General features: G+C 43.2%; 24 protein-coding genes. 14 read left to right on the top strand and 10 right to left on the bottom strand.

The window, feature by feature from the left end:
* Positions 1-499 precede the first annotated feature (499 nt).
* The 11 genes from EO95_RS09190 to EO95_RS09140 all read left to right on the top strand — a co-directional run bounded on the left by EO95_RS09190 (position 500) and on the right by EO95_RS09140 (position 11,415).
* Positions 500-1,393: a presenilin family intramembrane aspartyl protease PSH gene (locus tag EO95_RS09190; RefSeq protein WP_048134071.1), complete on the top strand. Its 894-nt coding sequence runs from the start codon at positions 500-502 to the stop codon at positions 1,391-1,393.
* A 120-nt stretch (positions 1,394-1,513) separates the two neighbouring features.
* Entirely contained in the window at positions 1,514-2,314 is an 801-nt protein-coding gene (locus EO95_RS09185; RefSeq protein WP_048134070.1) for an HAD family hydrolase, read from the top strand.
* A gap of 244 nt (positions 2,315-2,558) precedes the next feature.
* Positions 2,559-4,193, top strand: a complete 1,635-nt coding sequence (gene atwA, locus EO95_RS09180) for a methyl coenzyme M reductase system, component A2 (protein ID WP_048134068.1) — start codon at positions 2,559-2,561, stop codon at positions 4,191-4,193.
* A 41-nt stretch (positions 4,194-4,234) separates the two neighbouring features.
* Positions 4,235-5,812, top strand: coding sequence for a methanogenesis marker 3 protein (locus EO95_RS09175; protein ID WP_048134065.1), 1,578 nt, complete (start codon positions 4,235-4,237; stop codon positions 5,810-5,812).
* 165 nt (positions 5,813-5,977) lie between these two features.
* Positions 5,978-6,421 (top strand): methanogenesis marker 6 protein, encoded by a 444-nt coding sequence (locus EO95_RS09170; protein ID WP_048134063.1) that lies wholly within the window; start codon positions 5,978-5,980, stop codon positions 6,419-6,421.
* A gap of 6 nt (positions 6,422-6,427) precedes the next feature.
* Entirely contained in the window at positions 6,428-6,931 is a 504-nt protein-coding gene (locus EO95_RS09165; RefSeq protein WP_048134062.1) for a methanogenesis marker 5 protein, read from the top strand.
* Positions 6,928-8,175 carry a methanogenesis marker 15 protein gene (locus EO95_RS09160; RefSeq protein WP_048134060.1) on the top strand — a complete coding sequence of 416 codons (1,248 nt, stop codon included), beginning with the start codon at positions 6,928-6,930 and terminating at the stop codon, positions 8,173-8,175. The genes EO95_RS09165 and EO95_RS09160 overlap by 4 nt, the downstream gene beginning before the upstream one ends.
* Before the next feature lie 7 nt (positions 8,176-8,182).
* Entirely contained in the window at positions 8,183-8,782 is a 600-nt protein-coding gene (locus EO95_RS09155; RefSeq protein WP_048134204.1) for a methanogenesis marker 17 protein, read from the top strand.
* A gap of 1 nt (position 8,783) precedes the next feature.
* Positions 8,784-9,719 (top strand): methanogenesis marker 7 protein, encoded by a 936-nt coding sequence (locus tag EO95_RS09150; RefSeq protein WP_048134058.1) that lies wholly within the window; start codon positions 8,784-8,786, stop codon positions 9,717-9,719.
* Positions 9,720-9,861: 142 nt separating this feature from the next.
* Positions 9,862-10,353 (top strand): carboxymuconolactone decarboxylase family protein, encoded by a 492-nt coding sequence (locus EO95_RS09145; RefSeq protein WP_048134056.1) that lies wholly within the window; start codon positions 9,862-9,864, stop codon positions 10,351-10,353.
* Positions 10,354-10,761: 408 nt separating this feature from the next.
* Positions 10,762-11,415 (top strand): matrixin family metalloprotease, encoded by a 654-nt coding sequence (locus EO95_RS09140; protein ID WP_048134055.1) that lies wholly within the window; start codon positions 10,762-10,764, stop codon positions 11,413-11,415.
* Positions 11,416-11,453: 38 nt separating this feature from the next.
* On the opposite strand, the gene EO95_RS09135 is transcribed toward EO95_RS09140, so the two are convergent.
* A complete protein-coding gene (locus EO95_RS09135; protein ID WP_048134054.1) occupies positions 11,454-11,891 on the bottom strand; it encodes an NUDIX domain-containing protein in 438 nt (145 codons plus the stop codon).
* Positions 11,892-12,212: 321 nt separating this feature from the next.
* On the opposite strand from EO95_RS09135, the gene EO95_RS09130 reads away from it, so the two are divergent.
* The 3 genes from EO95_RS09130 (at position 12,213) to speB (ending at position 15,887) form a co-directional block, all read left to right on the top strand.
* A complete protein-coding gene (locus EO95_RS09130) occupies positions 12,213-13,931 on the top strand; it encodes an aldehyde ferredoxin oxidoreductase family protein (protein ID WP_048134053.1) in 1,719 nt (572 codons plus the stop codon).
* 614 nt (positions 13,932-14,545) lie between these two features.
* Positions 14,546-14,932 carry a translation initiation factor IF-5A gene (locus tag EO95_RS09125; protein WP_048134052.1) on the top strand — a complete coding sequence of 129 codons (387 nt, stop codon included), beginning with the start codon at positions 14,546-14,548 and terminating at the stop codon, positions 14,930-14,932.
* A gap of 79 nt (positions 14,933-15,011) precedes the next feature.
* Positions 15,012-15,887 carry an agmatinase gene (gene speB / locus EO95_RS09120; protein ID WP_048134051.1) on the top strand — a complete coding sequence of 292 codons (876 nt, stop codon included), beginning with the start codon at positions 15,012-15,014 and terminating at the stop codon, positions 15,885-15,887.
* A gap of 143 nt (positions 15,888-16,030) precedes the next feature.
* Here speB and EO95_RS18025 read toward each other — a convergent pair whose 3' ends face one another.
* The 9 genes from EO95_RS18025 to EO95_RS09075 form a co-directional block, all read right to left on the bottom strand.
* Entirely contained in the window at positions 16,031-16,207 is a 177-nt protein-coding gene (locus EO95_RS18025; protein ID WP_200895026.1) for an MM0924 family protein, read from the bottom strand.
* 215 nt (positions 16,208-16,422) lie between these two features.
* Positions 16,423-16,602 carry an MM0924 family protein gene (locus EO95_RS09110; protein ID WP_048134045.1) on the bottom strand — a complete coding sequence of 60 codons (180 nt, stop codon included), beginning with the start codon at positions 16,600-16,602 and terminating at the stop codon, positions 16,423-16,425.
* Positions 16,603-17,227: 625 nt separating this feature from the next.
* Positions 17,228-17,446, bottom strand: a complete 219-nt coding sequence (locus EO95_RS09105) for a helix-turn-helix transcriptional regulator (protein ID WP_048134044.1) — start codon at positions 17,444-17,446, stop codon at positions 17,228-17,230.
* Position 17,447: 1 nt separating this feature from the next.
* The gene (locus EO95_RS09100) at positions 17,448-17,831 is read right to left on the bottom strand and encodes a DUF2178 domain-containing protein (protein ID WP_048134042.1); all 384 of its coding nucleotides are present in this window, start codon (positions 17,829-17,831) and stop codon (positions 17,448-17,450) included.
* Between the two features lie 446 nt (positions 17,832-18,277).
* Positions 18,278-19,384 (bottom strand): rod shape-determining protein, encoded by a 1,107-nt coding sequence (locus tag EO95_RS09095; RefSeq protein WP_048134040.1) that lies wholly within the window; start codon positions 19,382-19,384, stop codon positions 18,278-18,280.
* Positions 19,377-20,174: a hypothetical protein gene (locus tag EO95_RS09090; protein ID WP_156164027.1), complete on the bottom strand. Its 798-nt coding sequence runs from the start codon at positions 20,172-20,174 to the stop codon at positions 19,377-19,379. Before EO95_RS09090 ends, EO95_RS09095 begins: the two co-directional genes overlap by 8 nt.
* 485 nt (positions 20,175-20,659) lie before the next feature.
* Positions 20,660-21,760 carry a cell division protein FtsA gene (locus EO95_RS09085; RefSeq protein ID WP_048134036.1) on the bottom strand — a complete coding sequence of 367 codons (1,101 nt, stop codon included), beginning with the start codon at positions 21,758-21,760 and terminating at the stop codon, positions 20,660-20,662.
* Between the two features lie 2 nt (positions 21,761-21,762).
* A complete protein-coding gene (locus EO95_RS09080; RefSeq protein ID WP_156164026.1) occupies positions 21,763-22,551 on the bottom strand; it encodes a hypothetical protein in 789 nt (262 codons plus the stop codon).
* 957 nt (positions 22,552-23,508) lie between these two features.
* Positions 23,509-25,497 carry a cation:proton antiporter gene (locus EO95_RS09075; RefSeq protein ID WP_048134032.1) on the bottom strand — a complete coding sequence of 663 codons (1,989 nt, stop codon included), beginning with the start codon at positions 25,495-25,497 and terminating at the stop codon, positions 23,509-23,511.
* Between the last annotated feature and the right edge of the window lie 320 nt (positions 25,498-25,817).

Below are 25,817 nucleotides of genomic sequence, written 5' to 3'. Positions count from 1 at the left end.
TGGAATTTCTCCTTATGCAGTCATAAACTTCGTGTAAAACCACAAATTCCTCATAACGGGCTGAAAATTATTAGGTGGAGATAATTTCCATTAAAGTATTTACTGTTTTTATATTTTTTCTGCATTTCCATATTTACTATTTTTCTATTTTTGCTTGTTTTTTATACAGTGATTCTATATAATTTTTTGCATAAACTATTTATGTATCTTTTATCCAGAATTTATTTTTTCCCTGATCTCTCAAAAAACCAAACAATATCTTAAAGAAAATTCCCTGGATTCCTATCAGGTAAACTAACAGTGGATGGAGAATTCTTACAAAATGAAAACGCCTGATAAATTGTGAATCTATTCTAATATCTCAGAACAAATACGGGGAAGGCAGATAATTGGCGAAATTGATTATTTATTAAGGGGCATAAAAATTAAAGACAGAGGATAGAGTAAATATATAAAGGAATAGAAAAGGCATAGTGTCAAGAAATAAGGAGTTTAGTACTTGAGTTCCAGCGAAAATTCACTTAAAGATTATTTGCCGATTCTTTCCATGGCAGGGTTAATCCTGATAGTGCAGGTTCTCGCCCTTCTTTTATCAACGCCAATGGAAGTTAATGACATGCAGGCTTTTGAAGATCCGACACAGGTTTCCAATTCGATTTATTATATCGTGATGATCCTGGTTTTTACGCTTCTTGTCCTGGTAGCGATAAAGAAAAACATGAAATGGATTATCAGCCTACTCATATACTTCGCCATAGTCAGTACTCTCTACTATGTCTTTTTCGCACTGTTCACCCTGATTCCTTCCTTCGCAGGCTTTGAAAATCTCGCTTCACTCCTGATTTCTACAGGGTTGACAGTATTACTTTACAAATATCCGGAGTGGTATGTAATCGATATTCTGGGGGTCTGCATAGCAGGTGGAGTCAGTGCCCTGTTAGGAATCTCCCTTTCCATTATCCCTGTAGTTGTCCTTCTGATATTGCTTGCAGTCTATGATGCCATCTCGGTATATAAGACAAAACATATGATAACCATGGCTGAAGGTGTAATGGACCTTAAACTTCCTCTTCTTTTCATAATCCCAAAGAACTCGAACTATTCATTCATTAAGGAAAGTTTTAAAGAAGGGGAAAAACGTGAAGCCTTTTTCATGGGCCTTGGAGACGCAGTCATGCCCACCCTGCTGGTAGTTTCCGCAAATGTATTCCTTGAAAATGGAGGATTCTCATACCCTGTACTTGGGGCAATGCTGGGAACTCTTGTGGGGCATGTATTTTTGTCCATCCTGGTAATGAAAGGGAAACCTCAGGCAGGGCTGCCCTTCCTGAATTCCGGAGTAATTCTCGGATTTTTTGCCGGAGTCCTGCTTTCGGGAGCCTCAATCCTGTAAGAGAAAATGTAAATAGGAGTTTTACTTTCCTACTTCATTTATTTTTATAAATTTCAGTTTCCCATCTACTTTTCCGGGCTTTCACAAAGATTTTTTTATTTTATAGATTAATCAATTGACATGGCTAAACGAATCGCAGTGGTCTTTGACAGTGCCGGAACTCTTCTCCGCATGTACAGAGTTGCAAAAGAATCCAGCACCGGGAATATCCTTGAAAACATAGAGAGCACTGCCATTGTCGCGAAGAAAAACGGTTGCGGCCTTGTAGCTCTTAATACCGATAATGAAATAATCCTGCACTCAAGAAGGGATATGTTTTTATTTGAATTTATAAAGGAGTACAGAGTTTCAATAGGTATCAGCTGTTCAAAAGGAAAGTTTACCCCTGAAGTTGCCTGTGAGATCATAAGGGGGGCTCCTCTCCTGATGGGGGATGTACATGACGTGCTTAAGGCAGTTACATCCCTCTGCCCTGACAGCATTTATCTTGCGGCAGGTCTGATAGTGGACTCAGAGGCAAGAAAAGTACCTTATGTGCTCAGCACGGGAGGGCAGGTATTCGGTAAGACGTTGCAGACCATCCAGTCGCTCTATGCCATGAAAGTGGATATGTACATAGCATCCGGGGACAGAATGTCCGCTCTTGTGCAACTTGCAGAGTTAGTAAATATCCCGCAAGAAAGAGTCTTTGCTTTTGCAGATCCCATTATGAAGGAGAAAGTGGTGCTTGAACTTAAAACCAGGTACGAGAAAGTAGTTATGGTAGGGGACGGAATTAACGATATCCTGGCTCTAAGGGCAGCAGATGTGGGTATAATGACGACCCAGCAGGGAGACGAAAGACCAGAAGAGCTCAGGGCAGCAGCAGATGTGGTGCTCGACGATATAATCAAAGTTGTGGATGTGGTAAAAGGATTATAAAGAGCAAAAATCCCGTAAATTCACCAACTGATATTGATTCTAGATGTTAACAGTGACATAATAATGCGTTATGTTTATGTAATGTTTACTCTTATCTAATTGTTGCCCATATGTGTGAAATTTATTGATTCTGTTAATGCGATATTCACTTTAAAGTAATTACTTTTCACTCTTGAGCGATACGTCCAGGCAGGAGAAAGCCACCAGGACTTATTTGCAACTCATAATTTGCGGAGGAAAATACATGCCAGTATTTATTGAAGTAAAAAATCTAACCGTAGATTTCGATGGTCTTAAGGCACTGAAAAACGTAAGTTTAAGCATCAACGAAGGGGAAGTCGTTGGGATTCTGGGAAAAAGCGGATCCGGGAAAACAATCCTGATGCATGTGTTGCGTGGGACCGAATCTTTTGAGAATATCTCGGGCGAAGTAATTTATCATCTGGCCCGCTGTGAGAAATGCGGATATATAGAACGTCCAAGCAAAATTGGCCAGAAATGCCCGGTCTGCGGCGAGAGTCTTGAGGCATTCAAAGCTGATTTTATAAAACTTTCACTTTACGACCCTATAAGAAAGGATATCACCAAGCGCATTGCAATCATGCTCCAGAGAACCTTTGCCCTTTATGGGGATGAAAGAGTTCTGGTAAACGTCATAAACTCCCTGAATGAAATCGGGTATAAGGGAGAAGACGCCATGAAAAAGGCAGTTGAACTCCTCGAGGAGGTAAACCTGAGCCACCGTATGATGCACGTGGCGAGGGAGCTTTCCGGGGGAGAAAAACAGCGGGTTGTGCTTGCAAGACAGCTTGTAAGAAATCCATTTCTCCTATTAGCCGACGAGCCTACAGGTACCCTTGACCCCATGACTGCAAAGCTGGTTCACGAAGCCATTATAAAGGCTGTTAAGAGCTACAATATGAGCATGGTTCTTACATCCCACTGGCCCGAAGTAATCGAGAAACTGGCAGATAAGGCAATTCTGCTTGAAAATGGGGAAGTAGTCCAGGAAGGAGACCCACTTGAGGTTTCTGCGATCTTTATGCAAAGTGCATCCATGGTCAGGCAGGAAAAGAACGCTCTGGTAGGAGAGCCTATTATCCGCGTAAGGGATCTGACAAAGCGTTATATCTCAGTAGACCGGGGTGTGGTAAGAGCTGTGGACAAAATCTCTTTTGACGTGATGGAAGGAGAGATTTTCGGCCTTGTCGGGGTAAGCGGAGCAGGCAAGACCACAACCTCGAAAATCCTTATGGGAATTTTACCACCAACCTCAGGAGAAGTTGAAGTCCGCGTCGGGGATGGATGGGTGGACATGACAAAATTAGGGGTTGAAAACAAAGGCAGGGCAACGAAATACATGGGATTCCTGCACCAGGAATACGGGCTTTATACCCACAGCTCCGTAATAGACAACCTTACAGAATCCATTAGCCTGGACCTTCCATTCGAACTTGGGGTTCGAAAAGCCATAATTACTCTCAAGGCTGCAGGTTTTGAAGAAAATAAGGCAAAAGCTGTTTTGTCCAAAATGACCAATGAAATGAGTGAAGGAGAGCGACATAGAATTGCACTTGCGCAGGTCCTTATCAAGGAGCCAAGAATCGTCATTATGGATGAACCAACCGGGACAATGGACCCTATTACCAAGGTATCAGTGACAAACTCCATCCTTAAAGCCAGAGAAGAGATCGGAGAAACCTTTGTTGTTGTCTCTCATGACATGGACTTTGTGAATGAGATCTGCGACCGTGTTGCACTCATGCGCGATGGAAAGATCGTAGCTATAGGGAAACCGGAGAACGTACTCTCCCATCTCACTGAAGAAGAACGGTTCAAAGCTACAGAAGAAGGGCTCAAAGCTACAGAAGAAATATAAATATGCCGCCACCTCTTAACATAGAAAAATACTAAAATGAGGTGCCGATTACGAGTAATGAGATCAGCGTAGAGGTGAACGGGCAAAAATACACTTTGCCTGCAGGCTCTACCCTTGGAGACGCCCTTAAAGTTTCCAGAGCCCCCTATATAGCCGGTACAGCGGTTGGAATTCTTAAAAAAGCCGCTGAGAAGAGGACGGAGAATGTCACCGAATACGCTATCAAGACACCCCGAGGGGAGCTAAGGATAGAACTCAAAGATCCGGAATCATCCTCTGGAAAACTATGGGCTGAACATTATAAAGAGTATGAAGGTAAAACCATCCACTGGGCAAGTCCTGAAGCTCTGGCTTTCGGACCTTTTGAAGCCGACATAAAGCCTTTGCGTGAGACCGGGAGCTTTGAAGCGTTTGATGTTGTATTCGGGGCAGGAGGATTTGACTCCCGTAATACTCATCTGATCCTGTCAAGAAAAAGGCATGCTGCTGAGTATGGATCTCCCGAAGATGGCGTTTTTGCAACAGTTGTAACCGGGAGAAATCTTATTTTCAGGCTTTCGAGAGAAGACTCCATCCTGAGCATAGAGCCTATTATAGAATGGGAACAACTTGCAGAAAAAACCTGTACTACCGATCTTTCTACCATTCTTGAAAATAATGATAGTGTATTTACTTATTTTGAGGTCGAGCTTTCCAGAAACTCCCCTAAGGGAGCTGAACACTTCTATGCCCTGACCCGCGAGGGAACTCTTAACGTAGATGTGATAACCAGCTCATTTATCTCAGATGATAGCCTGAAAGAAGAACCTGTTCCTTATGAAAATTTTGATCCGAGAAGAGAAGGTGCCATCTCTGTCAGGACAGTCGGATACGGGGCCGGCAGGATATATATTTCCAGAGAGGAACGGCCTTCAAGCCTTGTGCATTCGGTCGTAGGGCAGGTAACAAAAGGCCTTGAGCTTATCAAACTCGCAGAAAAGGGACAGAAGCTGTCAGTAGAAAGCCTTCCTCCCCAGATAGTCCTGTTGGGACACAGCTTTGAAGAGGTCGAGCCCGTACTTTCCTCTATAGGTGTGGAACTGGTAAGAGATGGGTACACAGGAAAGGACGCAGTAATTGTCAGGCAGGACCCGCCAACAACTCTGGAAATTCTCGGAGAAGCGAAAGTGACTGCTTATGCGGTATCCAGGGAAAAACTCATTGAAGTTGAGCTTTACCCGGAGATAGCCCCAAAATCGGTAGACTTTTTCCGTCATTCTCTTGAACTCAAGACAAAAACCGTCGGAAAACTTCCTGTTTATATGGTCTATGAGAACACTTACCTTTTCAAAACAGAAAAGGAAGTGGTGAAATACAAAGAAATCCTTCCTGAAAACACGCCAAGTGGCAGGGTACTGGCCGGGGAAATAGGAATCACAAATCAGGCCGCAAAAAGGATGGGGACCATAGGAGCGAGACTTGTAGATGATGATCTCTTCGGTCCTACCGGAGAAAAGTTTTCCTCAACGAATATTATCGGTCGGATAGTCGAGCCTGAGAGACTTAAGGGCATCGAAGAAGGAGATGCGATATATATAATTGAAGCTGCACGCAGGAGAACTGATGATAAGGGGAACTGAGAATCCTAATTATTGATAATTATTAAATTATATAATTTGTATTAAATTAATTAAATAATGCATAATAAACTATTACATAACCGAAAATAATGTTGATACTTGAGCGGATTCACATGTTTGGATTTATCGCAGGTGAAGTCTCCCGAAGTTGAGGAGAGACAGAAGATGACAGAAATAAAACAAAATGAGATTACAAAGTACATTGTAATCAGTTCGGATAAAGTGCTGCCTGCGGATGCAGCCATGAAGATTTATGAATCAGAGTTTCCGGTTACGGTAAAGGAGACCTGCTTTGGGCTTATTGTAACAGGATCAAAGGAGGATGTCCTTTCAGTGGTAGAAAAGATTCAGCAGATGGATAAAAACCACATTTTTATAAAAGATAGGGGATTTCCTGCAGGTGATGAGAGGCGCTGTCGGGCAAGCCGGGGCGGAGGCCCGAGGCCTGGATTCCATTTCCTGAGGGAAGAAGTGAAGATGCTCCCTGCCATAGGGGCTGCACTTGATGAACTGGAAGCAAAAGAGTCCGTAAAAGAAAAACACAAAGAGAAAAGCAGGCTTAAAGTTTCTGATTTGAAAAAAATTATTGAAGAGGAGCTTGCGAGGTGAATTTTTTTGGCAAAGGTTTTCATTTACCCTGTAAACAGTCTTATTTTATCTGACCTGGTTGAGCGCTTCGAGCATAAACCCCTTACAATGATGAACCAGGTAAGAGAGAAAGTTACAAACATCAGCCTGGATTCTCCCCCTATTAATATTACTCCCGAAGATCCTAAAATCGGGCTTCGATATGCTGCGGTTGAAGTGCCGGCTGGAGTAAGGGGAAGAATGTCTCTAATAGGTCCCCTTATAGAAGAAACAGAAGCTGCAATCATAGTTGAAAACCCCCCTGCAAACTTTGGCTGCGTGGGCTGTAACCGCACAAACGAACTGATGAAATACCTGGTGCGCGATAAAGGGGTTCCTGTTCTGGAAGTAAAATACCCGGAATCCGACGAGGATGCCCGCGATTTCGTGAACAAAATCGCAGCATTTCTGGAGTCATTGCCTGAAGAAAAGCCGGACGAAGATGAAAAGCCAGTAGAGGAAGAACCGGCAGAAAAGGAGGCAGAGGAATGAGTGCCGAAGAATCCGGACTTGTAAAGATTGCTCTGGTCTCCTGCGGATCTGAGTATGCCGGGGTTCAGCCCGAGTTTGAAGCTGCCGCAGCCAGAGTAGATGCAAAATTCATTTATCCCGAAATTGACATTGCATCCATAGATACCATAGGCAAAGATTTCGGGCTTGAAGTTGCAAGCGGAGACCTCAGGCTCATGATGGCACGGGCAAAGGCCGTTGTTGAAGGTACAACAAAAGTAGATGGGGTCTTTATTACTACCTGCTTCCGCTGTGCAGAAGGAGCTATTGTTCGAAACGAGGTCCGGAGGTACATCCATAAGCACTCCGAGATCCCTGTAATCAGCTATTCATTTACCGAACGAACAAGTGCAGGCACCCTGCTCACCCGTCTTGAAGCCCTGACCACAATTGCCAGGCGCAGGCATCTCCTTGCCAGGGAAGTCCAGACCGGGCTGACTGCGGGAATTGATTCGGGATCGACAACCACAAAAGCTGTGGTTATGAGAGATAACAAGATCATAGGTAAAGGCTGGGTGCCCACAACAAAAGTCCTTGAAAGTGCTGACGAAGCATACTCCCAGGCCCTTAAAGAAGCCGGAGTTGCCAGAGAAGAAGTCCAGGCTCTGGGCACTACAGGATACGGACGTTTTCTTATAGGGAACCATTTTAACGCCCAGCTGATCCAGGAAGAAATTACCGTCAACTCAAAGGGAGCTGTCTACCTTGCAGGCAGGCAAAAGGGCTCTGCGACGGTCATTGATATCGGAGGTATGGACAACAAGGCGATCTCTGTTGAAGACGGAATCCCTGGCATGTTCACAATGGGAGGGATCTGCGCAGGAGCTTCGGGACGTTTCTTTGAAATGATCTCAAAGCGGCTAGGTGTGGAGATTACGGAACTCGGGGCACTTGCAGTCAAGGGTATGCAGGAAAATGTAAACATGAACAGCTACTGCATAGTTTTCGGGATACAGTCCCTTGTAAACTCCCTTGCCAAAGGAGCTACTCCTGAAGATGTCGCAGCTGCAGCCTGCTACAGTGTGGTAGAACAGATCTACGAGCAGCAACTGCAGGAAGTGGACGTAAAAGAGCCGTTGATCCTTGTAGGAGGTTCTTCCCTTATCGAAGGAGTCCCGAAAGCTCTCGGAGACCTTCTCAAGATTGAGGTTCTTGTACCGGAAAACTCCCACATGATAGGGGCAGTAGGGGCAGCACTTCTTGCTTCCGGCTATGTGGAGGAGTGAGCTCAAAATGGATTCGCTTGAGATCTTTGTTGTCGAGTCAGCAATTGATTCGGAGCAGGAGTTTTACAGGAAGATTATCGAGGACAACCTTGCAAGTCTCAAGCTTGCTCCTGCAATAGGACGGATCAAGGTAGTGCTAAGACCTGAAGATTCTCTCTTCCAGATGGCAATCATTCTCAGGGATGTTGGCACCAGGGTTACGACAATCGATATTGCTGACGTGGAAGCAAAACCTGTCGCCGGAGAAGTAATGATTTCTATCAAAAAAGAGCAGTACATTCCGGAACTGCTCGGGAAACTCTGGGAGCGCTACGGAAAAGCGAACATCAGCCAGCCGGACCGCTGGACTGTAGCCATAACCACGGATAAACCCGCTGAAGAGGCAGCTTTTATTGCAGAAATGATGGTTGCAGACCCCCGGCACAGGCTTCACGAAAATCTCGTGGATTTCGCGGTCCGCGCCACTCCCGAGGGTTTCAGGGTTCGCTACCATCTATATAAAGGTAATCGCTTTGTTTTTGTGGCATCTGAGGAAGCATTGAAACATGAGTGGATCGAAGAAGCAGGAGCAATGCTCGAAGAACTGACGGAAGGAGGGAAAAAGTAAGATGGTTGTACTCCTACCCTATCTTTACACCGGTGGAGTCCATAAGCACGGGCTTTTAATCGAACTGATGGAAGACCTCGGAGGCTACATAATTCAGAAAGTAGTTACCGGGACCGAAGTCAATCTTATAATGCTTATCCCTGAAAAAGATATTGATATTGTAAAAAAGCTCTCGCATGAACTGCTTGGAGTCCTGATGGAAGCTCCTCTTACAGGGGTAGAGATTGCAGTTGTATCCCCTACACTTGCCTCACACCATCTGCCACATTCGGCCTGCGATATAGCAGAATACCTCCGCCATCCCGGAGCCAATACAAATATGATAGGGCTTGCAAGGGGAATGGGGCGCAGGGTCTCCCTGTCCATGGACTATGAAAGAAAGCTCATCAACGAGCACGATATTGCAGTTTTCACTTTCGGGTCGTTCAGTGACTGTATCACAAAAAAGAAGCCGAAACTCTTTGAAGGCATTGAGATACCTATTGTGGTTACCGGAGGGCCTGCTGAACTGAAAACCGAAGATGTCCCCGGAGCAGACCTCTACATTGGAAATATAGGACGGGTTTCTCACAGGTTAAGAAGAACAGAGGAGATTAATGCCCTCGACAATCTGAACGAAGGGGTTTCAAAGATTGCTTCTGAGATTCGCCAGCAGCAGGCAAAAGACCCGCTTGCGGTACTTCCTGCGCGAGTCATGAAGGAGATCGAAAACCAGGTTCCGGAAATCCGCAGGGTGCTCTCTCCTGCTCCTCTCACCCTTCAGCTTGACGGACTCAGGGTCAAACTTCCATACGATGAATTCCATGAGAAAATTGAAAAGCTGGAGTTTGATGAAGGAGTCGTCCTTTCCGAGCTTGCAAATATTTCCAGGTCAAAAATGAAAAATTATATATTGATAAAAATCAAATCTAAGTCTGACGTTGGTTTTGCAATTTGACCCGGATTCTGTTGGGTTAAACTTTATCCTTTACATTTTTACTGGGTTTGTGGCTTTTCACTTATCCTTTAAACTGTAAAGCCCTACCAGAAAAATGGCGTCCAATCCTGTTTTCCACGTTAATGTGCGCTGGTGGTTTCTTATGGAACTTGAGGATATTGTGGAAATTTTGAAAAGTGACCCCGAGAAAGTCATCCCGGAACTTCTCGATGATGTCCGGAAACAGTATGGAGAAGTTCCTTACATTATGAATTTTATGAAAGATCTCCCTGAGATCTTCATCCCAAAAACTCTTTATGATAATTCTATCATGCGAGAGTTCAAAAATCTCGACCCAGAAACCGTGGAGCTTATTTCCATAGGTGTAGCTTCTGCCCTTCGCTGCGATCATTGCCTTAAAATGCATATCAGAATCGCAAAAAGAAAGGGAATCACAAAAGAAAAAATATTTTATGCAATAATGATAGGGGCATCCCTGGCCAACGCCGCAGTACTTGCAGGAAGTACAAGGGCGCTTGCATCAGAATTCCCTGGTGACGAAGAGGGATCTGAAGAAGAGGAAAGTGACGAAAAAGAACAATGCTGTGATCCTGATTGCGAAGTATGCAATATCTCCGGAGCAAACATTAAGTAAATAGTCAGCAAAATCCCCGAAATTTAACTTTTTCAGGCTCATTTATTGGAAGTTCAATTTTAGATTTTATTTTAAAAAACAATTTTTGAAGATCGTTTAAATTAAAAATCGGTTTACAGACCAAATTCTGGTTTAATTTTTTTAATAAACATTCCTAAGTTAAGTTCTTATAATCTTAATGCTTATTTTTTTACAGATCTTTTCGGTATTTATTTAACGCAAGCCATAAACTTATCGGGATTCATTGAGGTCTCATGAAGTATTCCTGTAAAACAGGTTTACCTTATTATAATAATTCTAATACTAATCCTATAATGATTGGAAGTAAATTAATTGCCGATACGGAGGCTCATTTACATTAATCAAAACAATATTCATGAAATAATTCTATCCTTAGTCTTATTGCTGATGGTATTATTTTTACCTGCTGTTTTCCCGGTATCCGGGGCAAGTTCAGAGAAGATTCTCGATAATCCCTGGAATCATTCTCCTATTACAGTGTACATAGACGACAAAAATACCCCGCTCCATTACAGCCCCACCTACTATGAACAAATAGAGGAGGCTCTTGAATACTGGGAAGAAGGGGGAAACGGGAACCTCGAGTACAGCCCTGTTTTTGAAATTGTTGACTCTGAAGAAGCTGACATACGAATAATGTGGGTGGAAAACCTGGAGAGCGTGGAAGGCGCTCCTTCGGGTGTAGCAGGCTATGCAAAACCCAGTATCTCTGGAGACCGTTTTATTGGAGTGGATATAGTCCTTGAGGTTGGAAACTATCAGGGTAGGGGTTGGCGGCAGTATGGAGACGCAACCATGCTTACCATTGCAAAGCATGAGCTCGGGCATGCTCTTGGCCTCGGGCACAGCAATGATCGGGGAGATATAATGTATCCTGAGTATGAACTCAGGGATAATGTGAACCCCATTCTGCTGAACAAATATGGAACTCTGCTGCGTGTAGCAGGTTTTATAGCTCTTGCAATTCTCCTGCTCCTTGGTGTAAGCTGGCAGTACAGCCGGAAAAAAAGAAAAAAACTTGAAGATGAGTACTTCAAATGAATGATCTCAAATGAAAGACAAATAGGCAGATTTCCGGATCACACCGGAGGCTCGTAAGGTTTTTTGTTTTCGAGGGCAAACCTTTTGAAAAAGTCTCTGAAATAAGCAGGGAGTGTCTCCATTTCGAGAATGCGTTCAAGGGAAATCCAGGCGTATTCAATATGCTCCGAACTCAATTTTACCTCAGATATAACATACCCCCCATTATATAGAACAGCAATAACCTTTTTTTTCGGGAGCTCAAAGTTTACTTCTCCTGCAATTTCCCCCGGATAAATTGAAATTCCGGTTTCCTCCCAGACCTCACGCACAACTGCTTCTTTAAGAGTCTCCTCCAGGTTCACCTTCCCACCCGGCAGGTCCCATTTCCCAGGATTGGTGCGGGAGTTTTCCGAACGCCTGAGCAGCAGAAATTCTCCCTTCTCATTCCGGACAAGGGCGTATACAGAAATAATATACGGTTTCTCCAGATTCATGTAATATTATCTCAGATTTCTCTGTCTTAAAGGCTGGCTCTTTTAAGATCTTCACATTACAGGTCCTGATTAAAAATTATCTCTCAATAGGAAGGCTTTAAGGCAAATATTTCTATAGAGTGGTTACAAGACTTAAAGGGAAAGGACAGAATCTGGAATTAATGAATGAATGAATGAATGAATGAATGAATGAATGAATTAATGAATGAAAATGAATCGAAAAAGAATCGAAACAGGAATTCTAACTTGAAATCCGGTTGAAAAAACATCAGAACTAAGTCAAAAAAAGTAGAATTTAAAGAGGCATAAAAAGGGATTGATATGGTTCGCTGGACAGGAAAAACAGTATCTATAGACCTTAGTTCCGAAGCAGTTACCGTCACCGGTACCGATGAAAAATTAATCCGTATGTACCTGGGAGGCAGGGGACTTGGAGTAAAGTTACTTTCCGAGCTTGCAGATCCTGGTATTAACCCTCTTAGCCCTGAAAACCCCCTGATTTTCACTACCGGGCCGCTTACAGGCCTTGCTCCGATGGCTTCAGGGGCAGTTCTTACATCGAAGTCACCTCTAACAGGCACAATATTTAGCTGGAACATGGGTGGGGGCTTCGGGAGAGAACTTAAAAAAGCCGGGATTGATGCTCTGGTCATTACCGGAAAGGCAAAAAAACCTTCCTTTGTGGAGGTAAGGGGGGAAGAGATAAAAATTGTGCAGGCAGATCAGCTTTGGGGAAAAAACACCGAAGCAGGCACAGAGGCCCTGAAGAGTAAAGGAAGCGTCGCCTGCATAGGTAGGGCAGGAGAAAAAGAAGTTCTGATTTCTTCTTTTGTCATTGATTCCATCCACAGTGGAAGGGGAGGCCTGGGGGCGGTTGCAGGCTCAAAGCTGCTGAAGGCAGTGGTTGTAAAAGGGGAAAAAGAGTTTTTGCCAGCCAGTCCTGAAAAGTTCAAAGACCTTGAAACAAAGATGCTAAAGCTTTTTGAAGCAAACCCCGTGCTCTCCAAAGGGCTTGCAAACTACGGTACTCCTGCATTTGTAAAACTTCTGGATTATATGGACCTCATCCCCTGCAAAAACTTTTCCGGAAGAGGAACTACTTTTGCGGACCTGTTTTCAGGGGAATATCTCAAAACCAGCTTCGAGCTTGAGAAAGAAAGCTGTCCTGCCTGTCCCCTGGGTTGTAAACGAAGGATAATGAAAACAGGGCAGGTTCTTCCTGACTACGATTCCCTGTGGGCTTTCGGATTCAATCTTGAAAACCAGGACTTCGATTCGGTGCTCAGGGCAGACAGAATCTGTAAGGATTACGGGCTTGACCCTATCTCTGCAGGTTCCGTACTCGGCGCCTGTGCGGAACTCAAATCCGGGAAAATAGATGTCAGGGAACTTGAAACTCTTCTTGAAGCAATCGGGGAAGGGAGTGAACCCGGAAATGGAGCTAGAAAGTATTTCTCAGCCCGGAAGAGAGCATATCTTAGTATGGATGTAAAGGGTCTCGAACTCGGGGGTTTTGATCCCCGGGGAATCCGAGGGCAGGCCCTTGCTTACGCTACCTCCTGCCATGGGGGAGATTACTTTACAGCCTTTATGGTCGGACCCGAAGTTCTTGGAAAGCCTCTGCTCCTTGACCGCTTCAGCCTCAAAGGAAAAGCTGGAATTCTGCAGGTCTTTGAAAACCTGACTGCTGTGCTGGATTCCCTTGTGTTCTGTCCGTTTTCGATTTTTGCCATTAATGAAGAACTCTGTTCAGCCCTTCTGCATTCGGGGGTCGGGATGGAAGTATCTCCTGCGGAACTCCTGAAAGCAGGAGAAAGAATCTGGAATCTGGAGAAAATTTACAACCTGAGAGCGGGTTTTACACGGAAAGATGATGCCCTTCCTGAGAGGTTTTTCGAAGCTGGCAGCGATGAAAGAGCAGATGGAATTCCCAGGCAGGAGTTTGAAGTTGCTCTTCAGGAGTATTACCGGTATCGCGGCTGGGATACGGAGGGAGTGCCCTCTCAGGAAAAACTGAGAGAACTTGGATTCGGATGTTAAAGGAAAACTGAAAAAGGCTACGGACTTTTGTATGTATTGCAAATTCCGCAGGAACAGGGTTCATCCGGAGTTCATAACACCTCCGCAGGAAACCCGTTAAATCTTTAGATTTAGCGGGTAATTGACTTGAACAGTCAAATTTTACCTATTATCTCGAAGATTCCGTTCAAATTAATGGAGTTATCCAGTTATTTTGAAAGTTTTCTCTGAAATTACTCCCGGAAAAACAAAATCTCGCATAAGCGTTATATACTCTAGGATAATTAATCGTATTAGTTCTCTACCTGTGAGATTGTACATGCATTCAGGTAGTAATTACTTTCCAGTTTTTCTATACAGAGCAAGTAAGCAAAGTATGGATAAAAGGGTAGACAGGCTTAAAAATTAGAACAGCCATCTTATACCACTTCACCGGAATTGGCACTGGAAAAATTTTCCGCAAATCCGGTATGGCGCTTATAACTTATTGAGATAAAAGGGTATACAAGCTTAAAAATTAGATAAGCCTTTTTATACCACTTCGCCGGAATTGGCACTGGAAAATTTGCCAGCAAATCCGGTATGGCGCTTACAACTTATTGATATACATATCTAAAACGTAAGGGAGAATTGTTATGAAACAGCAGGTTGAAGTTAAGGAGCTCAAAGAAGGGAAGTACGTAATCGTTGACGACGAAGCATGTATCATAAAGAGCATTACAAAATCCAAACCAGGGAAACATGGAGCCGCAAAGGCAAGAATCGAGACAATTGGTCTTTTTGACGGTCAGAAGCGCTCCTACATTGGTTCAGTTGCAAACAAAGTCTATGTTCCGATTGTAGAGCGAAAAAGTGCACAGGTAATCTCAATCGTTGGCGAAATCGCCCAGCTCATGGATCTGGGAGACTTTTCGACCTTTGAGATTGTAATCCCTGAGGAATACAAGGAAAAGGTAAAAGAGGGCGAAGAGATTTCTTATATCACAGCCCTCGGAAAGGTCAAACTCGATATAAGGACATAAGTCTCTGAAAAGCAGGTGAAAACTCAGGTTAATAACCTGAGTTTCTTTTTTAAGTAAACAATTTACATCAGGTAAGAGTATGTTTTTGCCCAATTCCTTTATAGATGCTCTTGCAGACTATGATTCTGCACGTTATGTTATTTTCGGCGTACCCTTTGACAACACCTCCTCGTACCGCGCAGGCAGCCGCTGGGCTCCGGACGCGATGAGGCAGGTTTCTGCAAATTTTGAGAGTTATAACCCGACATTTGACATCGATCTTGTGGACCTTCCTATTTATGATGCAGGAAACCTGGAAACATCAGCCCTGGTTGACGAGACCCTACGGGATCTTTACGAAGATGTAAAAGGTTTACTGAATGACGGAAAGCTTCCAATAATGCTTGGTGGAGAACATTCCCTGACTTATTCGACGGTTAAGGCGTGTGCCGAGTTCGCAGGAGATGATTTCGGAGTCCTTATCCTTGACGCCCACTTTGACCTCAGGGAGGAGTACAGGGGATTCAAGAATAACCATGCATGTGTATCCCGGAATATTCTCGACCAGGTCACGAAGAATCTTGTTTCTATAGGCATAAGGAGCGGCCCGGAAGAAGAATGGGTTTTTGCCAGGGAAAATAACCTGAAATATTACACTGCGGATGATGTTGAATCCATAGGCATGGTCGAAGTCCTCAAAGAAGCAATTGAATGTCTGGACTGTAGCCAGCTCTATCTTTCTCTTGATATGGATGCAATAGATCCTGCTTACGCCCCGGGTCTCGGTACACCTGAGCCTTTTGGCCTCAGTGCCCGGGACGTCAGAACTGCAATAAGGACTCTTGCTCCTTACTCAATGGCTTTCGATGTAGTTGAAATTGCCCCTGAATATGATTCCGGACAGACAGCCATGCTCGGAGCAAAACTCATGAGAGAGTTCATTGCCTCCCATGCAAAAAGCTGTATCAAAATATAAACTGCAAAGAACTTATGGGCGTTTTGTAAAAAAGTGATGAAAGGATGAAGTATCCCACTTTGGGACTTCTCCAATTCAATATATTTTTATTTGACAGCTCTTTATTTAAAAAAATCTGACTCGATCACACTCTTTATCCTTTATTACGCGCGCCAGATAGCTATGATCTTATCAATTGCTATGTGCGTGTATCTTCCGTTTTTTCCAAGAGTGAGTACATTGTCTGCGCAGGCTTCCACCTTTCCGTTAAAAATATCAGGCTCCCCGCAGTAGACGTCTACAACTTCTCCGAGATGATGTTCCACTATAAAAGACTGCATTTTTTGCACCTCAGGGTATTTCCCATATCTAATTTTGGTCCTGCTGAATAAGGAGCAGCTTTCATCCTCTATATGAAGAATAAAAAGCTTAAGTTCCTCCATCAGTCCAAAGAATTATCTAGCTGTAAAAGGGTTTAGAAATAGATCAATAATGCCCTTTTTCTTCCCCTGTCATTTCCAATAATATAATGGTTTTAAAATATAACGTTGTTAGATTATTGAGCCCACATAGCTATAATCTTATCAATGGCTATATGTGTAAGTTTTCCATCATTATTGAGTGTAAGGACATTATCGGCACAGGCTTCTACAGTTCCCCTGAAAATATCTGGCCCGCCACAGTAAACATCTACAGCTTTGCTAAGGTAATGTTCTACAATAAAAGATTGCATCATATATTTTACTCCTGCTGGTCTTCTTGTTTCGGTAGCTGTTTTTATTTGCCTGTTACCTGTCTACCATTGCTTTGTATATACCGGTTTTCAAACCAATATCTTAGAAACAGACAGCTGTGTTTAACTAAATGCTCATTCCTTATAAATTTATTTATAAACTAATATTGATTTTCCGGATGCATCGGCTTTAAATCCTATTTAAGAAAATTAGCTTACGTGCTGAAATTTCACTTCTTTACTAGATAGTGGTTTTACAAAAAATAAAATCATAATCATATACTCTTTTACTTCAGGTTTATTTGCGCGGAGGAGCCCGGGAAAGCTAAGTTTAGCTGAAAAATATTTGATAAAGTCTTTTTTATGAAAAACTTAATGGAAACTCAGGCAATACATACGAGAATAATTATTACTACTTCTATTAAGAAATCCAACTTTCAGATTTTGGAAAAAAGATTTATATGCGGTTATTCACCCATCAACACCCTTAATAGCTATTTTTCATCGAATAAATGTCCCCTAAATTTTAAGATTATTTTCAGTCGAATACCCCGCTAGCTTGCTACGGGGTGCGCCAGCGCAACTTTGATTAAAGAAGTTAAGGGATATCTCTTTTTCAGAGCAGATCTCAATCCTCTCTACTATCAATCTCCCTGATCTCATAGAGAAAGATATCTTCAATTCTTGCGTCAAAAAGCCTGGCAAGCTTGAAAGCAAGCTCAAGAGAGGGGTCATACTTTCCTTTCTCAATAGCGTGTATTGTCTGTCTTGTTACCCCGACTTTCTCAGCCAGGCCTTCCTGAGTAAGGTCATGAATTGCCCTGTAAACTTTAATATTATTCTTCATCTCAACCCCCGTATTCTTTGTTGTAGTGTCTGTAAAAAAGGGAATAAAGCACAAGAACACCACAACTGGCGTATGCCATGACGAAACCGAGATCTGTGTAGCCGGGGTAGAGATCTCTCGTGGCTATCAGAACTGCACCCCCAATAGCAAGACCCAGTGTAACTATCCGGAGAGTAACATACGAAGCCTTCTGGCCGACCTGGTGAACACGCTCGTCTTCAACAACACCTTTCACTCTGCTTTTGCATAAATATATAGCAGCTGCGCCTGCGAAGAAAACGCCTGCGGCTAGTACCGGATTGCTTATTGAAAAAGCATAACTTAAAACCGCTCCCATGAACATTACAATAAGGAATAAAAATATTTGAAATTGCTTCAACTTCATCTGTAAAATCTCCTTATATATTTCCCATTATACTTGTTCTTAATACTGGTCATCTTGGAGTAAAAGTTTAGAGACATATTGTAAATTAAAATATACAAAATGTACTATACACTTTACATATGGTAAATATGATATTACATTATTTAAACGTTTCTGGATTTATTGGTCGTCCCCTGCTACATGGTTGATATTCGGGTATCAAATTTCAGGGCGGTAGTAATTTCTTTTTTATCTGCACACAGAGGGCTCAAGCTGCTTGCGGCGCACAAAATGAGAGGAGAATAATTAGATAATTTTAAGGAGAGCTGAAAAAAGAATGAAAAATGAAAAATGAAAGACCGAATAAAAAGGGAATGAGAAGGGGTTTGGCCCCTCAAAACACATTACTCTGAGAATTCTGGGAAATTCTCTAAATTCTCTAAAATTCTCTGAAAATTTAATCCTGTTCAGTCCCCGCCTCCAGACCCGACAGCCACTGCTGCCTTGCCATGGGCTTTAGTCGCCTGGAATTTGGGTGCCTGGTTTTCCTGGACTTCCGGGATAAGGCTTGCTTCTTTTGTGAGGGCTGCGATCAGGCATCCTCTGGCGATTGCATAGATTGGGTCCCGGGAATCCGTACCTGCGGGGTTTACGAACTTGCTCTTCTTTACACCGGAAATCCTGATCGGGAGGTTAGCTTCTTTCAGCCTCCTTTCAAACATTTCCACAAAGCCTCTTGCCCTTGTACCTCCTCCGGCAATTGCCACCTGGAATTCAGCGTCAGGGGGGGCGGTTTCCGAGAGTTTGCGTTTGAGGTGCTGGAGGACGTATGTCAGGAGAGCATCATAGTAAACGGCAAGGGCTCCCTGAACGCTTCCTATCTCGTATTCGGAGCCTATTGAAAAGTCCGTTTCCTTAATAGAGGTGATTCTTTCCTTTGCCATGCCTGTGGCAATTGAAACCTGTTCATCGATCCAGTCTCCTCCCCGGGCAATACTGAAGGAGACTATGGGAGTTGCCATGTAGGCCACAGTGACGTTTGTCATCCCGGCCCCAATACTGACCCCTATTCCTGTAAAGTTTGAGTCGCTGAGTTCGGAGTACACGACTGCAAGCCCTTCATCAATCGGGAAGGTATTGTACCCAAGCTTCCTGGCAAGGGCTTCTACGGTCTTGCTGTGGTAGAGCACATTTAGCTGGTTGTCAACAGGGTTTGCAGGGACAGAAACGTACAGGACCTCATCATCTTTTTCTGGAGCTCCGATCACTCTTTCGAGGATGACCCTTATCATCGGGATTGATTCTTTCTCATCTGGGCTGATGATCCCCTGTTTCATGGGCCTCCGGATATGCTTGTTGAAAACGGTGGAAAATTTAAAGGCATCTTCCCCGAGCACATTTAGCTGGTTGTCCTTATGTGTGTACAGAACTTTGGAATTGTCAAGCATGTGCCGTGTAAGGTCATTGGCTTCCATCTCAAGAAATGCATTTCTTTGTTGTGTAAAGGAGATCGACCCGTCTCCTTTGATCGCACAGATAATGTTCATGGTTCCTACGTCAAGTCCTTTAGCCACTTTTGTGCCTCCTGGAAAATTTCTTTTTGTTATCGAATATCCCTCTTCTTTTTTTATTCTTGGAGTCCGGACTGATAGCCCTGGCAAGAAGCAGCGATGCAGAATCAAGCCCATCATCGAAAACTTCAAGCTTTCCGGTACTGGCAAGCTTCAAGCTTTCAACTTCTGAAATATCATCCTTAATGACTACCCTTTTCTCTTCCGAGTCGGTTAGCGCTTTTCCAAGAATAAAATCATATTCGGAATCTTTCAGCCCCAGGTTAAAAGTCGAAAAACCATCTTTTTCTGAGAGAGATCTCTCAAGGGTCTTCTGAACCTCTTTTTCGATCTCATCTTCACCGTAACCCTTCGTCTTTTCAGCTTCGGTTTCAAAAAGCTGTCTTGCCCTCTCCTCAATCTGGTTTAAAACCGTGTTTGCAAAGGCATTTCCTGCGAGCAGGCAGATCCCGGAAGCGTATGCAATTGCCACATAGGTAACATTCGGATATCCCCAGGCAGGGTATCCTCTGGGATAGAGCGTAAGAAAAGCTCCAGCCCCAATCCAGCTGAGTGCAAGCCCTGTTCCCACAACATACCGGTGATATTCCTTCGGGTACTTGATCATCAGGTTAATTCCCGTAAGGATCAGGGGTAAACCGAAACCGATGAAACCATAAGTTATGGCTATTTCCCCCGGATCAGACTTTCTCGTAAGATGTACGGAAAGGGCATAAACAATACCTGCTAACGCCAGGAGAAATCCTGACAGCAGGGTCATCGACGCAGAATAGTGGTTTAATTTAGATTTCATCGAGATCCACTATCTAAATTATCAGAAGGAGATATATACGTTTCTATTTTTTTTATGATGTTTTTCTGGAATATTGGGAATTTTTTTCCTGGGACAAATATTTAAAAAGATAAGCAGCCATATAGAAACAAGGACTCTACACAAGTAGAATATACTTCAAGATTACGTTTTTACACATTGATGCATCTGGGGCAACCACAGATTCCATTGGAAAAATAACTATAGAACTCGAGCACAAAACAAACCAAAAATATCTATGACTAAATATATTTATAATGAAATGCCCAATACAGCAGTAACTTATTTGAATTAGATGTATTCCACACTTGAAATTCCCGGCAAAACCGGAATATTTCATCAAATCTTTTATTCTACTAAATCTATAATAATCTTAAAAAAGTGGTTTGAAAAGGAGGTTTGAAGAAATAATATTTGAAGAAGGTGTTTTCCTTCTTCAAATTTATCGATATAAGTTTCAGTCAGGTTCAGCTCTTGTTAGCGATTCCGACTGGCTCTGGCTTTTGAGCTGAGAATTTTGAGACGTGGGGTTCGGGAGAGGGCTCGGGCGAGGGGGCGAGGCTTGCCTCCTTAGAGAGAGCTGCAATCAGGCATCCCCTGGCAATCGCGTAGATAGGATCTCTGGAATCTGTTCCCGAGGGGCTTACAATCCTGTTTTTCTTGACACTTGAAATTCTTATTGGCAGGTTAGTTTCCTTTAATCTCTTCTCAAACATTTCCATAAAGCCTCTGGCTCTGGTGCTTCCGCCAGCAATTGCGACCTGGAATTCAGCATCTGGAGGAGCAGTCTCCGAGAGTTTGCGCTTGAGGTGCTGCAGAACGTATGTCAGGAGGGCATCGTAGTAAACAGCAATTGCTCCCTGGACACTTCCGATTTCGTACTCTGAACCCAGTGCGAAATCTGTTTCTTTTATTGAAGTGATCCTTTCCTTTGCCATGCCTGTGGCAGTTGCGACCTGCTCATCGATCCAATCCCCTCCACGGGCAATGCTGAAAGAAACAATTGGAGTTGCCATGTAAGCCACAGTTACGTTTGTCATTCCTGCTCCTACACTGATACCGATCCCTGTGAAGTTGGAGTCACTGAGTTCGGAATACACGACTGCAAGCCCCTCATCAATAGGGTAGGTGACATATCCTAGTTTATTTGCAAGGGCTTCTACGGTTTTTCCATGATAGAGCACATTGAGTTGATTATCTATAGGATTTGCAGGGACGGAAACGTACAGTATTTCATCTTTCTTATCAGGGACTCCGAGTACTCTTTCAATGATGACCTTGATCATAGGAATGGAATCTTTTTCGTCAGGGCTTATAATCCCCTGCTTCATGGGCCTTCGGATGTGCTTGTTAAACACATTTGAAAATTTGAAGGCATCTTCTCCGAGCACATTCAGGTTGTTGCCCTTATGGGTGTACAGTACTTTTCCATTGTCAAGCATTTGCTTTGTCAGTTCGTTTGACTCCATTTCAAGGAATGCGTTTCTCTGCTGGGCAAAGGAAATTAAGCCATTTCCTTTGGTCGCGCATATGATATTCATGGTTCCTACATCAAGACCTTTAGCCATTTTTAGTGTCTCCTGAAAAGTTTCATTTTACTGTTGAATATCCCTTTTGTTTCTTTGCCGCTTGATGCCGTACTGGTAGCCCGGGCAAGTAGCAGTGACGCTGAATCAAGTCCATCATCGAGAACTTCCAGCTTTCCGGAACTGGCAAACTTCAGGCTCTCAACTTCTGAAATTTCATCCTGAATACTGACCTTTTTCTCTTCCGACTCTGTGAACCCTTTTCCGAGAATAAAATCATATTCAGCGTCTTTTAACTCCATATTGAATCTCGAAAAACCATCTTTTTCTGTAAGAGACCTTTCGAGTGTTTTCTGGACTTCTTTTTCGATCTCGTCTTCACTGTGACTCTTTATCTTTTCGGACTCTATCTCAGAAAGTTGTCTTGCCCTCTCCTCAATCTGATTCAAAACCGTATTTGCAAAGGCATTTCCTGCAAGCAGGCAAACCCCTGCTGCATATACAGCTGCTACATAGGTAACATTCGGGTATACCCAACCATGGGGGTAAACTGCAAGAAAAGCTACAATCCCTGCACAATTAAGGATAAGCCCTGTTCCTGCGATATGCAGATGATATTCTTTCGGTTGTTTTATCATCAGATTGATACCGGTAAGAATCAGGGATAAACCGAAACCGATGAAACCATAAGTAATGGCTATTTCCCCAGGATCGGATTTTCTTGTAAGATGTACAGAAAGAGCAAAAACAATACCTGTTAGCGCCAAAAGAAAACCGGATAGTAGCGCCATCGATGCAAAATAGTGGCTTATTTTGGATTTCATTGACACCATTAATAAGATAGTAGAGATATATAAAAATGTTTTGTTTTTTTTACAAAGATACTATCTAATTTTAACTTATTTGTAATATTAATCCATCTAATTATTGACTCTGCATCGATGGTTAGGTATAAACTCTTCAAAAAAGGTTTTTCTCTATTCAGTTTTCAGATTAATCATTTTTATGTGCTTTACCGATTACAAAATTCTGCATATGTTCCAGGGGCTTGTAGAGATAAATTAATATATGACTAGTTAATCTCTTCAGTATTCTGAAGAGATATAAAAGAACCTCTTAATTTATTGCCTGATCATTATCTTTCTTAAGTGGGCTCTATTATTCGCGTCAACTGTTTAACTTATTTAAGTATATCTATTCGGGCCGACTTCTTTTGACTGTGGCATTTTTCAAAAATCGTAAGTAGGATTGCAAAACCGATCAAAAATACTAAAAAATATTGGGGCAGAAAAATACCGATTGAAAAAGTTGAAAGTCCGAAAGACAAGAATTCAAAGGTTTAAATCTGCTCAGCTGTCCAAAACCTGCTCAGCAGCCCATCAACAATAGTTCATATTTTCCAGTATATTCTTAAATCACGCTCAATATCTTATTTTTTATTTGCGCACATTCTCTATATTGCAGGGCTTCATCCTGTTTTAGAGCGTTTTTCGCATTCAAATTCCAACTGTGGAAATAATTTATATAAGATTGGAGCACTATTAAAACTATGGAGGATAATTTTTTAAGATATGCTGAAATTATATTTTGTATTATCCTCTTTGTACTTTTTCTGATTTCCTGCAGTAATACGCCTGTTTGAAATCAATTCGCAAACAGATTACAGTAAATAGATTAACATCCCTGGGTTTACTCCTTCAGTTTTATAAGAACAATTGATTTTCTGCTCTATCATACAGGAGTACGGGATTATACAGGAAGAGAAAGTATTTGCGAAAAAAAGAACCTTCTCAAATCCTATCTTCAAAAAGCTCTCTGAGTTCCTCAAGCCTTTCCGGAGGGCTTATTACAAGCAGGATATCATCGGGATTAAGTTCTGTTTCAGCTCCCAGATCATAAATAAGTTTGTGGTTCCTGGATATTGCAAGAACAGAAACTCCATACTTCTTCCGGATATTAAGGTCCCCCAGACTTTGTCCTGCAGCTTCGGAATGTTTTCCTACTCTTATGCTTCGGATATCTACATCCGTAAAGTCAAGGGAAAGTTCACAGAGACTTTTCCGGCGCATTTCAGGGCTGCGAAGTATCATGTAGTGGTCAGCCCGGAGTTGCTCACCCATAGTTTCAATCTCACTGTAAGGAACCATGTACTTGTGAAGCACCCGGGAAAAGAGTTCTATGGAGCTTTCAAACTCGTCCGAGATGACCTCATCAGCGCCCAGAGCATAAAACCGATCGAGTTCGCTCAGGAAGTGGGTTCTTGCAATAATATGGATCTCCGGATTCAGCCTCCTTGCCGTTTCAATGATCCGCTTTGCACTTATAGGGTCTCCTGCAGTCACAACAACTGATTTTGCAGCCCTGATGTCCGCATGTTCCAGCACGGCTTTCTGGGCTGCGTCCCCGTACATAATAGGTTCTCCTTTTGACTTTTCCTTTCTTACGGTATCCGGGTTGATATCGATTATTTTGTAGGGAATCAAAGCTGCTCGGGCAGCGGTCGCAACGTTTTTCCCGTTGACTCCGTAGCCTATTATGACCAGGTGGTTTTCAAACCTTTTTTCCAGGCCGGACTCCACAAACTCCCTGTACCGGCCGGATTTCAGTACCTGAGGAAGGGAAAGCCTCTGGGCGAAAGCTGCAGCCTGATGTCCCATTCCCATGATGAAAGGGGTAAGCGCCATAGAAAGTACTGCCACGTTCAGGAACTCCTGATAGATTTCCGCGGAAAGGAGTCCGTTTGCAAAACCAACATTCGCAAGGATCAGGGAAAACTCCCCCACCTGGGCAAGGGAAAAGCCTACCAGAATCATCGTATTCAGGGGAAAACCGATAATGAAGGTGCTCAGGGCATTTACAAGAGCCTTGAGAAGTAGCACCGCAAAAGTGACAGCCAGGATCAGGAATAAGTGCTGCCTCAGGATGTCCAGGTCAAGCAGCATCCCTATGGATATAAAAAAGATGCTCATGAACATGTCCCTGAAGGGGATCACGTTTCCAAGAGCCTGGGTAGCATACTCTGACTCGGAAATGATCAGCCCTGCCAGAAAAGCCCCGAGGGCAAGGGAAAGCCCTGCCATGGAGGTCAGCCAGGCAACGGAGAGCCCTATTACCACCACGCTCAGGAGGAAAAGTTCACTGTTGCGCGTCCGTGCCACCTGGTGCATAATAAAAGGAACCAAATACCTGGCGCTGAGAAGGGTAAACAGGACAAGCCCCAGGGCCTGCAGGATAAGCTCGAAAAAGCCGTTTTCTTCTCCCGGAACGCCTGCTAGTAGTGGGGTCAGGAGGATAATTACCACTGCTGCCACGTCCTGGAAAATCAGGATTCCCAGTGAAGTTCTCCCGTGGGCACTGTAGATTTCTCCCTTTTCCTGCAGGATTTTAAGGACAATTGCCGTGCTGCTCAGTGCCACCAGCAGCCCCATAAAAATAGAAGTTTCCCTGGAACTCCCCAGCAAGAAGGTAATGAACGCAACAACAAGAGTGGTAATTGAAAGCTGAAGCCCGCCCCCCAGGAGTACAATGCGCCGGAGCTTCAGGAGGTCGCGCAGGGAAAACTCTATCCCTATGGTAAAGAGCAGGAGCACAACCCCTATCTCAGCCAGCATCTCGATTTCCCCGCTCTCTTGAATCAACCCGAACCCAAAAGGTCCGGCAAGGATACCTGCAAGTAAAAAGCCCACAAGCGGAGCAATCCTCAGTCTGGAGAAAGTAAAGACCACAGGGATCGAAAGCCCGAAAATTATCAGGAGGTCCCTCAGAAGCAGAGATGACATCAATTGTAGATTGACTTTTCAATTAATATAAATTTCATTGGCGTGAACCGAGGATGGCCCTATACAATAAAATAATTTATGCGGATTATATTCAAAAATAAGGGTAAAATTGGATTATTGGGCATTAAAATCTATTTTTAGCCCTTAAAAATTTAAATCTGCTCTATTGGGAAATTAAAAGGATATTCTAGCTTTTAAAAACTTCAGAACGCATTATTATTCCCCTGATACTGCTAATAAAAGAAGTAATTGTTTTTCTTCCTTTTTATGCGCATATAATCCCCTAAGAGGATGTAAAATCGAGAATGCCAGAAGAACTG

Source organism: Methanosarcina sp. 1.H.T.1A.1 (genome assembly GCF_000979295.1).
GTDB lineage: Archaea > Halobacteriota > Methanosarcinia > Methanosarcinales > Methanosarcinaceae > Methanosarcina.
Note: the sequence above shows the minus strand (reverse complement) of the source record. Positions and strands in the feature narration are given on the sequence as shown.